This is a genomic window from Streptomyces canus 299MFChir4.1, from assembly GCF_000383615.1.
GTDB lineage: Bacteria > Actinomycetota > Actinomycetes > Streptomycetales > Streptomycetaceae > Streptomyces > Streptomyces canus_C.
This window is the reverse complement of sequence record NZ_KB911596.1, coordinates 118,760-130,136: the sequence shown is the minus strand read 5'-3', so window position 1 is coordinate 130,136 and position 11,377 is coordinate 118,760. Positions and strand designations below refer to the sequence as shown.

Below are 11,377 nucleotides of genomic sequence, written 5' to 3'. Positions count from 1 at the left end.
ATGGTCGTTTGACGGCAACGCTGACGGCAACGTCAGCGGACGACGGCTACGGCAGGTGGATGTCAGGAGGTTCCTCGGTGCCGTTCAGGGCGTTGTTGAGGCAGTCGATGGCTTGGCGTTGGAGGCGGAGCCGGACGTGGGCGTAGACGCCGGCGGTGACGCCGATGTGGGCGTGGCCCAACAGTTCCTTGATCACGACGAGGTCAACGCCCTGTTCCAGCAGCAGGGTCGCGGTCGAGTGGCGAAGGTCGTGGAAACGGATGCGCCGGAGTCCGGCCCGGTTGAGGAAGCTGCGGAAGCGGCGGGTGAGGTTGGCCGGGTCGAGAGGCCGGCCAGTCGGCGTGGTGAAGACGAGGCCGCTGTCCTGCCAGGCTGACCCTGCGGTCTTGCATTCCTTGTCCTGCTGCGCCTTGTGCTCCTTGAGAGAGCGGATGCACTCGGTCGGGAGCGCGATGCGGCGCTCGGACGCCAAGGTCTTGGTGGGCAGATGCGTGAGGCCGCCGGTTCGGGTGCGCTGGAGCGAGCGGCGGATGCTGGCCGTTCCGGTGGTGAGGTCGAGGTCTTCCCAGTGGAGACCGAGGAGTTCGCCTTTGCGGAGTCCGGTGCGCAGGGCGAGTGCGTACAGCGCGTGGAGTCGGTCGGCGCGGGCTGCGTCGAGGAACTGGCGGGCTTCGGCTGCGGTGAACGGTCGGAATCGCCGAGGCCGAGGTGCGGTGGCCTTGACGTTTCGGGCGACGTTGCGGGGCAGTTCGTCTTCGCGGACGGCGTGCTCCAGCGCCGACTTGAGCACCGAGTGCACGTACGTCACGGTCAAGGGGGACAGCCGCTTCTGGCAGCACTCGCCGACCGCGCAGCAGCTCTTCCGTTCGGCGTCCAGCCCTTGGGCGCAGCATTGGCAAGTGGTGCGCAGGCGGTCGAGGAAGGTGCGTACGTCTTTGGCGGTCAGCCGTGCGACCTTCTTGGTACCGAGGCCGGGCATGAGGTGGAGGCGGACGCAGGCGGCGTATCGGACGTGAGTGTTCTCCCGAAGCCGGTGGACAGCGACGCCATTCAGCCAGTAGGTCAGGTAGTCGCCGACGGTGCTGTCGGCGGTGGCGACGGGGAGGCCGCGGTGGCTGTTGGCGATCTTCTCGGCGAGTTTGTCGGCAGCTTCTCTCCGGGTGCTGCCGTAGACGCGGATCCGTTTGCGGGTGCCGTCGGCGGCGAGGACGTAGCCCGCAGCTTCCCAGCGGCCGTCCTTACGCTGGTAGATGGTGCCTTCGCCGTTGGCGCGGCCCTTGCGCTTGGGTGCGGTCATCAGGCGGCCTCTTCCAGGTGACGTTGTATGTAGTCGTCGAGTGCGATGGAGGGGATACGGCGAGCGCGGCCGATGGTGATTGAAGGGAGCCGACGTGAGCGGATCAGGTCGTAGACCGTGGAGCGGCCGAGCTTGAGCCGGGCCATGACGTCCGGGACGGTCAGCAGCTCTTTGTCAGGCATGAGTGGGTTCTCCTTCCGTTCCGGGGGCGGGTTCGAGGGATGCGGTCAGCCAGGCTTCGGTGTCGGAGAGGCCGGTTCCGGCGAAGACCCAGTGAGCGAGGACGTACGTCGTCTCCGGCTCGCGCTCCGGCTGTGCGGTGGTTGCCTGGGCTCGTCGCCATTCGGCGCGGGCGTCGCGGAGGGCGCCGAGGGTGGTGGAGTAGCGGCGGGACTTGGTGGAGAAGTGGCCGCGGAAGCCGAGCATGTGAGCCCAGGCACGCAGGCGGAGGTGCTCCAGGTCCTTGCGAGCGCCGAGAGCCCAGGCGGTTCGTATGAGACGGCGGGCGTGGTCGCTGATGTCGAGGTGCGCGAGCTCGGCGGCAAACTTCAGAGGCCGGTCGAGAGCTTCTGTCGCCGTCTCGGCCCCCTTGGTGGCGTACTTGGCGATGTACGCGGCGACGGCCCGTTCGGTCAGTTCCTGGCCACCGCTGAAGTCGGTGGATCGGATGGTGCGGACGTCGAGTTGGCGGCCGAAGGCGAAGGTGTGGGCGCGTCCGTCGATGGTCGGGCCGTCGACGCGGGCCATGGCTGCGGCGGTGCGTATGGCGTCGGTGAGGAGTTCGGTGGTGGCCCAGGACGGGGGCGAGGTGTCGCCGCCGGTCGGGCCGTCGAGGCGTATGACGGCGTGGAAGTGGACCGCTCCGCGCTTCTGGTACTCGGCGACTTTGGCGAAGGAGACACGGGCGTGGTCGCGGAGCCTGCGCTGAGACAGACCAGCCCGCTTGGCGACCTCACGGCGCAGGTAGATCGAGAAGCGCCGCCAGAGGGCACCGGCATGCGCGTTCCACAGGACGGCCGCTTCGTAGTCGTACGTGTCAGGGTCCAGCGCCGTGCCGAGGTCGGTGTCCTCCTGGTCGTGGCGGGTGCCGCAGCGGCAGGGGCGGCCATCGGTGCGGCGGTTGTGGACCGGGCCGAAGCCGGGAGCGGTGAGGGTGGCGAAGACCCGGGGGTGGGCGGCGACGTGTTCGGGGGTGCCTTTGCCGCCACGCAGTCCGGCGGTGATCAGTTGGAAGGTGTCACGGCGGTAGACCTCGGCGCAGGCCGCGCAGCGGGTGGTGCGGCGGTTGTTGCAGCGGACGAGGAGTTGGCCGGCCGGGAGGGTGGCGGAGTCGAGGTGCTGGAGGACGCGGCCGATCTCGCCGGTCGTGGTGTCGACGTCGTACTCGGTGCGGTGGCCGTCGAGACGGATGGGGTTGGTGCAGCCGCCGAGTCCGGAGAGCTGCCGGAGGATACCGGGCAGGGTGCCGTGTGCGGCGAGGTTGGTGAGTTCCGGGAGTGGGGGCGGGGTGGTGCGGGTGAAGATGGCTGTTCTCCTTCTGACTGGCTCGGTCAGGAGTGATGGGCCGCTGGGGCGGCGGATGCTTGGCCGTGTCGCGCCGCCCCAGAGGTGAGCGGGCTGATCAGCGGCGGTGCTGGTCGCGGAGCATGGAGCGCAGGACCACGGCGGCGACGGCGACCGAGATGGCCGTGACGGCGACGGCCGCCAGGAGCGCGGTGAGGACCACGCCTCCCACGAGGACGGCTGCGACCGTCTTCTGGTCGATGGAGATCGACGGGAGCGAGCGCCGGGCGGGGGCCGGGTCGGCCGGGGTGTGGGTATGTGCGGGCGGCGGGGTGGGGACGTCGGGGTACTTGGGCAGGAACACGGTCGAGGTCTCCTTATCTACTCGTCTAGGCATGTGAGCCGTTTATGACGTCCACGCCGGAGCGGGTGCCGGACTCGATGGCGGGGGCGAGGAAGGTGCGCGAGAGCCAGAAGCCGAAGAGGGTGATCAGGACGACGATCCAGACGCGGACGCCGAGGAACTTGACCGCTCCCCAGGCGAAGAAGCCGAGGACGACGACGAGCGGCAGGCTGACGGTCACGGCGCGGGGGTCCTTTCAGCGGACGGGGCAGCGGTGGGTGCGGGCGGCGAGTTCAGCGGCGGCGCGGCTGTCGTAGTCGGCGGAGAAGTTGCAGCGCGGGGCCGTGCAGGCGGCGGTGTGTTTCTCGCGGCCCCGGTTGTCGTAGGCGGTTCCGACCTGGACGGGGCCGATGCGGGTGACGTTGCGGAAGCGGCGGTGGGCGCTCACGCGGGTCTCCTTTCAGAGCTGGGCGGCGATGGCGTCGGCCATGGGGGCCGGGACGCCGAGGCGGGCGCGGAGGGTGGGGGCGTCGATGGGGGCGCCGGTGCGGGTGTGGTGCTCGTCGGCGACTTTGCGGGCGTGGTTGATGAGGGCGGCGGGGACCGGCACGGGCGGGGGTTTCGGCGGTGGCTCGATGGCGGTTGGGGTGGTCGGTTCGAGGGCGGTTTCGGGCTCGTCCTCCTGGTCCTCGATGACCTCGACGTCGTCGGCCGTCTTGGGTGGTGAGTGGGCGAGGAGTGTGCCGCCGAGGAAGGCGACGGCGGGCCAGCCCGCGACGAGGATGCGCAGCCAAGCCGGAACGTTGCCGAGGTCGAGAAGGCCGGCGGTTGCGACGTTGGCGCCGAGGGACGCGGCGAGGGCTATGACGAACCAGCACCAGGCGGCCGTCTTGGCATTGCCGGTACGCAGTCGGCGCCAGGCGGCGACGAGCAGCAGGTCAACCGAGACGGGGTAGGCCCACGCCTTCCAGCCGTCCTGTCCGGCCGCCACGGCAACGTCGTGGAGGTGGGCGAAGGACAGCGCGGCGGCGATGAGGGCCTGGACGAGCACCGCGTCAACGCGGGCCAGGTGGGCGCGCACGATGCGGCTCCTTCCGGGTTCAGGAATGGGAGGGGTAGGGACGTGGCGCGAGGCGGTCACGCCGACCGGGAGGTGGGAGGGGGCGAAGGTCAGTCGGTCACGGGGTGCGATTGAACGGCCGGGCTGGGCGTCTCAACTGGCCGGACGGGCAGGTCGGGCCGGAACCGCTTGAGGGCAGGCAGGTCGGGCACCATGTGCGCCGACTCGCGGCACACGTCAGCGGCGGCGCCCAGGGACAGGTACGGCGTCCGAATGCGAGACCAGCCACCGGAGGTGTCACCCGCGACGGCCAGGCCGGGCCGGTCGGGAGCGATGGCGCATGCGGCGTGGACCGCTTCGGGGGCGATGTCACCGAGAGCCATCTTCGCCGAGGCTTCGTCGTTGACGCGGTGGCAGACGCGGCCGGTCAGCTGAGCGCGCAGCATGGTGGCACCCTCGCCCAGTTCGGCACCGAAGCGCTGACCGCAGACTTCCAGGTAGATGCCGGCGGCGCGGCCGAGCTGGGCGAGGCGGATGAGCTGGGTGACCATCTCGTCGCGGCGTTCCTCGTCCTTCTTCGTGGCAGTGAGGAAGAGTTCGGCCACCTCGTCGACGAACAGCACGACGGGCACGGGGCGTTCGCTCTCGGGCAGGCCCCAGATGTCGGAGGTGATCTCCTCGTCGGGGATGTCCGGAGCGATGCCCTGCCGGGCCTTGATCAGGTCGTATCGGTCCTCCATTTCCTTGACGAGTGCGGGCAGCAGCTCGGCGGCTTCCTCCTGGTCGGTGGCAAACGCGGACAGGCGCGAGGCGAACGGCGCCAGTTCGACGCCCCGTTTGCAGTCGATGCCGACGAGCGCAACCGGCTGACGGGCGAGGCCGGAGATGAGGTGACGCAGGTACATGGACTTGCCCGACAGCGTCGCGCCGAGGGTGAGTTGATGGGGAACGGCGCGGTAGTCCCGCAGGAAGGGCGTGGCGTCCTCGCGGAGGGCTACCGGCACCGTGAGGAACCCGCTGTCGAGCTTCCGGGGCATCCGTACCTGGCGCAGGACGTCATAGCCGACGAGCCGCAGCTCGACCACACCCGGCTTGACCGTGGTGACGTACACGGCATGAACGCCCCAGGCGTGCCGAAGCCGTTCGGCCGAGGCAGCGACGTCCGCCGGTTCCTGGCCCGGGGCGAGCCGGAGGCGAAGCCGCAGCCCGGTCGAGGTGGGCCGGATGACTCCCCGGCGAGGAGGCACGGGCCGCACCTCACGGCGGGTGGTGGCCTTGACGGCGAGGACCCGCAGCCGGGACGGCGCCACGGTCAGGCCACACGCTTCCATGACCGACCCGTAGGAGGTCATCAGCCGGAGCGTGGATACCGGCAGGCCAACCGCGGACCAGTAGACCGCCGGATGCTTGGCCCGGGCGTAGGCGGCCCCGCCACCGAGCATGGCGACAGGACCACCCACCTCCACAAGCGTTGCGAGGTCGCTCATCAGGCTGCGGCCCCGGTAGTGGCCGGGAAGGCTGCCGGGGTCACGGCGGCGGCGCGGTAGGCGATGCCGTGCCGCTGCTGACCGTTGAACACGGACTCCCACGGCCGGGCGATGAGCCCCGGCAGCGAGACCGGCGCCCCGAGCGCCAGCCCCTCCGAGACTCCGCTCTCAGGGACGGTGACCTTGATGAGCGAGGACTCCCCTTCCTCGATGTAGACGACACCGATGGTCATCAGCGACTCACCACTGACGGCGTCCTTGGCTATCTCGCCGGTCTGCCGGTCCCGGACCTTGGGCTCGGGCGCCTCCGTCAGGAGGATCGTCGCGGCCGAGGTCTCAACACGGATGGTGCGCAAGGAACTTTCCTATCTACTCGTCTATACAAGATGCGATCTGCGAACCCGATCTCCCGGAGTCGCGGTGATCACCTTGCCACACAACTTGCCCACTCGTCTATACGAGTATGCCTGTTGAGGTGTACGAGTTCGGAGAAGTGTCCCCGCGCACCACCTCTGACCTGCGGTCAGGTCGCCGGAAGCTGATACGACAGCACGTAGGCGTCAGCCGCCATCACCGTGTCGCAGACCTCGACGGCCCGCCCCTCAGTGTCGTACGCGGTCCGGATCAGATGGATCACGGGCACACCGGAGGCCAACCGGAGCGTCTTGACCTCAGCGGGCGAGGGCATCCGGGCGCGGATCTCTTCCTCGAAGCGGTCGAGGTGATGGCCCAGCTCTTCGAGGCGGGCGTAGATGCCGCCGGGACCGGGGTTGGGCTCGGCGATCGGAGTCCCCCGGGCGATGTCGAGGGGGAGATAGGAGGTGGCGAACTCGACCGGCCGCCCGTCGAGCAGATACCGGCGCCGACGAGCCAGCACCCGCCGCACAGACCCGAGACGGGTGGAGACGTCCTGACTGGCCTTCTCTTCCTTGACCTCAAGGCTATCGACCTGCGGGTGACTGCCGGCCGCGTCCGCCTCCACGATGAACGCGGACTTGCCCTGCTCCCGATGTCGCCGGGCGAACCGGTCGGAGGCAAGCCGACGCACGGGCGGCCGAGGCCGCACGAAGACACCCTTGCCGTGCTCAGCGTGGACCAGGCCCTCACCCTGAAGGATGGAAAACGAGTTTCGAACGGTCATCCGGGAAACCCCGTAATGATCGACAAGCTCAGCCTCCGAGGGCAGCTTTTCGCCCTCTCTGAACCGCCCACGGTCAATGGCCTCGCGCAGTTGATCAGCGATCTGACGGAAGACCGCACGATCACTCGTGGGGTCCAGGTCGCCGAGGAGGCCGGAAGGAAGAGTGGGCACGTGTGTACTCCTTTAGGTATCTAGACGAGTGGGCGAGTCTTGTTGCTACGGTGGAGAGCCTAGCCATCTGAGAGGGCCGAGGAACGTGAGCACAGACCGCCCGCACTCCGTGAGCGTCGCCGGGGTCGTCGTCGACGACCAGGGCCGGGCCCTCCTGATCCAGCGCCGCGACAACGGTCACTGGGAACCCCCGGGTGGCATCCTGGAGCGCGAGGAAACCATCCCCGAGGCACTGCAACGCGAAGTCCTCGAAGAAACCGGCATCAAGATCGCACTTCCCGCGACCCTCACCGGTGTCTACAAGAACATGACGGGCCTCATCGTCTCGCTGGTCTTCCGCTGCGAGGCCGCCGACGGCACGCCCATGACCGGCGACGAGACCCGCGCCCTGCGCTGGGCGACCCGTGAAGAGGTCTCCGAGCTCGCCGACGAGGCATACGCGATCCGCGTCCTTGACGCACTCGACGCGATGTCCCCGCCGGTCATACGCGCCCACGACGGCGTGAAACTCGTCTAGCCCAAACCCGCTGCACATGGCGGCCTACCAGCACGAAGGAACTTGTATGCACGAGTATACGAGTACAGCCCGGGTGTGGGGGCTTTCTTGCCCAGGTTTCCCGGAAGAGGTCAGCAGAGCCCGCCGCTGGACACGGGACATCCTGCGCGGCTCCCCCCTGGCCGAGGACGCCGAACTGATCGTGAGCGAGCTCAGCGCGAACGCGATCCTCCACACGGCCAGCGGCCACGCATCCGGCAGCTTCCACCTGGCCCTGGCCGTCTCCCCACAGGTCGTAGCGCTGTCCGTCACGGACGACGGAAACGCCGGCACCGCCCCGAAGATCGAGCACCAGGACCAGGACGCCGAACACGGCCGAGGCCTGGCCATGGTCAACGCGATCGCCCACCGGATCGTCGTCCGGCACGGCGACGGAGGCCGCACGGTCACCGCGGAACTCTTCACGACCCCACGCTCAGGAGGACACCTGTGCTGAGGGACAAGCCGCAGTGGGGCTACTGGTGCGAGTGCTGGACCGAGGACCTCACCGAGGAGACGGGGCCAGCGCTGCGAGCATCCTTCGACGCGTACTCGGCACCACAGGCCGACCGATGGGTAGCGGTGGCCCTGCGCACCATCTCACCGGCACTGGACCCCGACGCATCGCAAGAGGCGTGGGAGTGGCTGTACGACGGCCGCATCGAAACCCGACGAGCCCTCCTACGAGCCGAGCCCTGCACGGTGACCATCACCCAGGCCGACACACGCATCACCTGGACCATCCGACCGGCACTCTTCCTGCCACTCGCACACCGTCAAGCCGCCAACCTCCCCAGCTGCGCATACGACTTCAAGCCTCGCCCGACCTACTGAGTTACAACTTTCTTTACGGGTTCAAGGCGCCGCGCATGCGCGGCGCGGCGCCCGCCCGGTCCGCGCGCCGCCGCTCCTGCCTCCGTCCCGCTCCGGCGCCCGGCCCGAGCGGGCGCCGGAGCGCAGCAGCTTGCGTCAAAGCGAGAAGACTCATGGGGCTCTGCCCCACACCCCGGCCCTCTCTCGGAGGGGGTCGGGGCTTGCGTTTGTCCCCGGGTGCATCGTGGTGCGGAATGGTGGGTCGCGGGGTGGGTCCCTCCTCGGCCGGCCACCGGAGGCGTACCAGGAACCTCCAGGGGCCGCCAAGGCCAAGCGCAAGCGTCACGACGTGAGCCTTGGCGGCCCCTGAAGAACCCTGGTACGGCGAAGCTGCCCGACCGAGGAGGGACCCACCCCGCTCTGCTGGACCCATGCGGAGGCCCGGTCTCAACTACTCAGCCAAGCCCGAGCCGTTGACGGCAACGCTGACGGCAACCGGAGCGGACATCAGCGCACGCCAGCAGACGGCGACGGACTGACATTTCCCGTCCGACCTGCGAAAACCCAGCTCGGAACAGCACGTCTTCCACACGTACTATGTGCTGGCGGGGAGTACGCCGGTGTTGGTGCATAACTCGTCGTGCAGCACGTTCGGATTCAGGGATGCTCCGACCGTGCCCGGGGTTTACACCATCACGATGAAGGATGGCAAGGTGTATGTTGGATCCAGTTCAACTAACATACATAGCCGCCTGCATGCCGCTTTCAATTCAGACAAGGCAGCCGTGAAGTCGGCAGGTTACACGACGAGCGATATTTCCAACATATCGGTGAACGATATGTCTGGTCATTCCTGGAAGGCGATCAGGGAGCAAGAGCAGTCGGTAATGGATCAATACGGCGGCGTGGGTGGCGGTACGCTTTTGAATCGCCGAAATGAGGTTCCTTAATGCGGGCGGACTACAGTGTCCTGAATTGGCGAGCCGACGGCTCGATCGATGAGCATGAACTCGGCCGGCAGTATCATTCCGGAGAATTCAACGGATTGTTCCTCCGTGTGAGCGGAAGCGCGCGGCTGGGCAGCCTTGATTTCCTGTCCAGCTTGCCGGATCTCAAGTATCTGGAGATTGAAGGCCGCGTTACCGACGACTCGCAGGCTTTTGAAATCGCTGGACTCCGCGAACTGGTGCTCCTCACGAGGGGGCAAGTGGCGATCCCTGCAGGCCGGAACGCATCTCTGACGACGCTGGCGGTAGATGATCGGGCGGGCGCAATTGACCTCGCAGGGTTTCCCGCCCTGGCGAGATTGACGCTCTGGTCATCCGGCAGGAGTGATTTGGGATTCCTGAGGAGTGCGCCCTGGATCTCGTCATTCAAGATGGAAGGTATCGGGCAGATTGTGGATCTTCGCGGGTTGGAGGACTGCACGAAACTTGACGACCTGGAGATTCTTGAGGCGCGGGTTGAAAGCCTTGCCCCCCTTCGAGGCCTTCAAGATCTGCGCCGGTGCTGGCTGATTGGCGGAGGGGAGTCAATTCAGCCTGAGCCGCTGGACTTCAATGCGGTGTCGGCTCTAAATAATCTGGAAGAGCTCAGGGTTACGTACGGGGGGGAGGTGCGATCGGTGGCTCCGCTTCTCAATATGGGTTCCTTGCGTGACCTTCGACTTAGGGGAACCAGGGTCGTGGCAGGTGATTCAGGCTTGCTTGGTGAATTTCCGGATTCGGTAAGAATCGTTGGTCCGGAGGATTGACGATCCGCGCTAGCAGCCGGTCGGTCATCTGAGGCAATGACTTTGAATGCAGAAGCCCCACTCAGAGTTTGTTTCTGGTGGGGCTTCGGTGGTGCTTGACGGCAATGCCAGCGGAGACGCCTATGTGCGCGTGGCCGAGGAGCTCCTTGATGACTAGGAGGTCGACACCCTGTTCCAGGAGCAGGATCGCGGTCGAGTGCCGGAGGTCGTGGAAGCGGATCGCCCGGAGCGCTGGCTTTCGAGGAGGCGGCTGAAGCTGCGGGTGACGTTGGCGGGATCGAGCGGTTTGCCGTTCGGGGTGGTGAACACGAGGCCATTGTCCGCCCAGCTCGTTCCGGCAGTCTGGCGCTCTTCCTGTTGCTGTTCCTGGTGGATCTTGAGGGAGCTGAGGCACTCGGTGGGGAGGGCGATGCGCCACTCAGAGGCCAGGGTCCTGGTTTTCAGGACGGTCAGGCCCTGGCTGCGGGTCCGCTGGAGGGAGCGGTGGGTGGATGGTGGTGATGCCGCCGTCGAGGTGGAGGTCTTCCCAGTGGAGGCCGAGGAGTTCGCCCTTGCCGAGGCGGTGCGCAGGGCGAGTTCGTACAGGGCGTGGAGCTGGTCGCCGCTGGCCACCTGAAGCAGTTGCCGTGCCTCGGTCAACGTGAGGGGCTGAGTCGTCTCGGCCGGGGCGTGATGGTCTATACGTTCTGGGCGCCGTTGCGCGGCAGCTCGTCCTCACGGACGGCGTGTTCGAGGGCGGGCTTGAGGACTGCGTGGACGTACGTCACGGTCAGGGGTGACAGCTGCTTATCACAGCACTGGCCGGTGGTGCAGCAGCGCAACCTTTTCACGTCTCGTTCTTGAGCACAGCACTGGCAGGTCACGCGGAGCTCGTCGAGGAAGGTCCTGACGTCGCGGGCGGTATCTCCTCGGCGAAGAGAACACCTTGGAACAGCACGATCCAATGGCGCAGCAGTGGGGCTGGTCGCGGCCCGTATCAATGCCGCGCGCGAAATTTGGCAGGTGAGTTTAGCCGGTTGAGCCAGGTGCGGACGTTCTAGGCGCCTTTTCTCCCCGGCTTGGCTAGCCTGCCAGGGGTGGGTGGGGGTGCCTGTCTGCTGTCGCATGGAAAATGAAGAGACTCCAGGCGGACGGCTGGAAGGCGAGCTGAGGGCCTTCCGCGTTCTTTGAGTCGCGGACGTGGATGACGGTTTTGGTCGCGGCTATCTCCACGCAGTTCGAGCCGTCGCCGCTGTAGCTGGACTTACGCCAGTGCGTGGGCTGCATGATTCGTC

General features: G+C 67.3%; 16 protein-coding genes and 1 pseudogene. 5 read left to right on the top strand and 12 right to left on the bottom strand.

Annotation, left to right across the window (positions count from 1 at the left end):
- Window positions 1-46: 46 nt before the first annotated feature.
- The 10 genes from H293_RS0128595 to H293_RS0128545 form a co-directional block, all read right to left on the bottom strand.
- Window positions 47-1,297: a tyrosine-type recombinase/integrase gene (locus H293_RS0128595; protein ID WP_020121252.1), complete on the bottom strand. Its 1,251-nt coding sequence runs from the start codon at window positions 1,295-1,297 to the stop codon at window positions 47-49.
- Window positions 1,297-1,479 carry a helix-turn-helix domain-containing protein gene (locus H293_RS0128590; protein WP_020121251.1) on the bottom strand — a complete coding sequence of 61 codons (183 nt, stop codon included), beginning with the start codon at window positions 1,477-1,479 and terminating at the stop codon, window positions 1,297-1,299. The genes H293_RS0128595 and H293_RS0128590 overlap by 1 nt, the downstream gene beginning before the upstream one ends.
- The gene (locus H293_RS0128585; RefSeq protein ID WP_028808273.1) at window positions 1,472-2,758 is read right to left on the bottom strand and encodes a replication initiator; all 1,287 of its coding nucleotides are present in this window, start codon (window positions 2,756-2,758) and stop codon (window positions 1,472-1,474) included. Before H293_RS0128585 ends, H293_RS0128590 begins: the two co-directional genes overlap by 8 nt.
- A gap of 160 nt (window positions 2,759-2,918) precedes the next feature.
- Window positions 2,919-3,164: a hypothetical protein gene (locus H293_RS0128575; RefSeq protein WP_020121248.1), complete on the bottom strand. Its 246-nt coding sequence runs from the start codon at window positions 3,162-3,164 to the stop codon at window positions 2,919-2,921.
- Window positions 3,165-3,189: 25 nt separating this feature from the next.
- The gene (locus H293_RS0128570) at window positions 3,190-3,384 is read right to left on the bottom strand and encodes a hypothetical protein (RefSeq protein ID WP_020121247.1); all 195 of its coding nucleotides are present in this window, start codon (window positions 3,382-3,384) and stop codon (window positions 3,190-3,192) included.
- A gap of 15 nt (window positions 3,385-3,399) precedes the next feature.
- Window positions 3,400-3,591, bottom strand: coding sequence for a mobile element transfer protein (locus tag H293_RS0128565; RefSeq protein ID WP_020121246.1), 192 nt, complete (start codon window positions 3,589-3,591; stop codon window positions 3,400-3,402).
- Window positions 3,592-3,603: 12 nt separating this feature from the next.
- Window positions 3,604-4,224 (bottom strand): DUF2637 domain-containing protein, encoded by a 621-nt coding sequence (locus H293_RS0128560; RefSeq protein ID WP_020121245.1) that lies wholly within the window; start codon window positions 4,222-4,224, stop codon window positions 3,604-3,606.
- 89 nt (window positions 4,225-4,313) lie between these two features.
- Window positions 4,314-5,690: an FtsK/SpoIIIE domain-containing protein gene (locus H293_RS0128555; RefSeq protein WP_028808271.1), complete on the bottom strand. Its 1,377-nt coding sequence runs from the start codon at window positions 5,688-5,690 to the stop codon at window positions 4,314-4,316.
- Window positions 5,690-6,046 carry an SCO3933 family regulatory protein gene (locus tag H293_RS0128550; protein WP_020121243.1) on the bottom strand — a complete coding sequence of 119 codons (357 nt, stop codon included), beginning with the start codon at window positions 6,044-6,046 and terminating at the stop codon, window positions 5,690-5,692. The genes H293_RS0128555 and H293_RS0128550 overlap by 1 nt, the downstream gene beginning before the upstream one ends.
- Before the next feature lie 167 nt (window positions 6,047-6,213).
- Window positions 6,214-7,002: a GntR family transcriptional regulator gene (locus H293_RS0128545; RefSeq protein ID WP_020121242.1), complete on the bottom strand. Its 789-nt coding sequence runs from the start codon at window positions 7,000-7,002 to the stop codon at window positions 6,214-6,216.
- A gap of 109 nt (window positions 7,003-7,111) precedes the next feature.
- On the opposite strand from H293_RS0128545, the gene H293_RS0128540 reads away from it, so the two are divergent.
- From H293_RS0128540 to H293_RS58505, 5 genes are all read left to right on the top strand, one after another.
- A complete protein-coding gene (locus tag H293_RS0128540) occupies window positions 7,112-7,519 on the top strand; it encodes an NUDIX hydrolase (protein ID WP_020121241.1) in 408 nt (135 codons plus the stop codon).
- A gap of 46 nt (window positions 7,520-7,565) precedes the next feature.
- A complete protein-coding gene (locus H293_RS0128535) occupies window positions 7,566-7,994 on the top strand; it encodes an ATP-binding protein (RefSeq protein ID WP_028808270.1) in 429 nt (142 codons plus the stop codon).
- Window positions 7,988-8,371, top strand: a complete 384-nt coding sequence (locus H293_RS0128530; protein WP_020121239.1) for a hypothetical protein — start codon at window positions 7,988-7,990, stop codon at window positions 8,369-8,371. Before H293_RS0128535 ends, H293_RS0128530 begins: the two co-directional genes overlap by 7 nt.
- A 578-nt stretch (window positions 8,372-8,949) precedes the next feature.
- Window positions 8,950-9,300, top strand: a complete 351-nt coding sequence (locus H293_RS57455) for a GIY-YIG nuclease family protein (RefSeq protein ID WP_310591926.1) — start codon at window positions 8,950-8,952, stop codon at window positions 9,298-9,300.
- Window positions 9,300-10,103, top strand: coding sequence for a leucine-rich repeat domain-containing protein (locus tag H293_RS58505; protein ID WP_158694444.1), 804 nt, complete (start codon window positions 9,300-9,302; stop codon window positions 10,101-10,103). The genes H293_RS57455 and H293_RS58505 overlap by 1 nt, the downstream gene beginning before the upstream one ends.
- Window positions 10,104-10,206: 103 nt before the next feature.
- On the opposite strand, the pseudogene H293_RS52895 reads toward H293_RS58505, so the two are convergent.
- A pseudogene (locus tag H293_RS52895) lies at window positions 10,207-11,005 on the bottom strand (tyrosine-type recombinase/integrase); the annotation flags it as partial.
- 160 nt (window positions 11,006-11,165) lie between these two features.
- On the bottom strand, window positions 11,166-11,369 hold the full coding sequence (locus H293_RS55225; protein ID WP_078612688.1) for a DUF397 domain-containing protein: 204 nt from the start codon (window positions 11,367-11,369) through the stop codon (window positions 11,166-11,168).
- Window positions 11,370-11,377 lie beyond the last annotated feature (8 nt).

Coding starts and splice junctions, on each gene's coding strand:
- H293_RS0128590 (WP_020121251.1), bottom strand. CDS start 1,479: ATGCCTGACAAAGAGCTGCTGACCGTCCCGGACGTCATGGCCCGGCTC.
- H293_RS0128595 (WP_020121252.1), bottom strand. CDS start 1,297: ATGACCGCACCCAAGCGCAAGGGCCGCGCCAACGGCGAAGGCACCATC.
- H293_RS0128555 (WP_028808271.1), bottom strand. CDS start 5,690: ATGAGCGACCTCGCAACGCTTGTGGAGGTGGGTGGTCCTGTCGCCATG.
- H293_RS58505 (WP_158694444.1), top strand. CDS start 9,300: ATGCGGGCGGACTACAGTGTCCTGAATTGGCGAGCCGACGGCTCGATC.
- H293_RS55225 (WP_078612688.1), bottom strand. CDS start 11,369: ATGCAGCCCACGCACTGGCGTAAGTCCAGCTACAGCGGCGACGGCTCG.
- H293_RS0128535 (WP_028808270.1), top strand. CDS start 7,566: ATGCACGAGTATACGAGTACAGCCCGGGTGTGGGGGCTTTCTTGCCCA.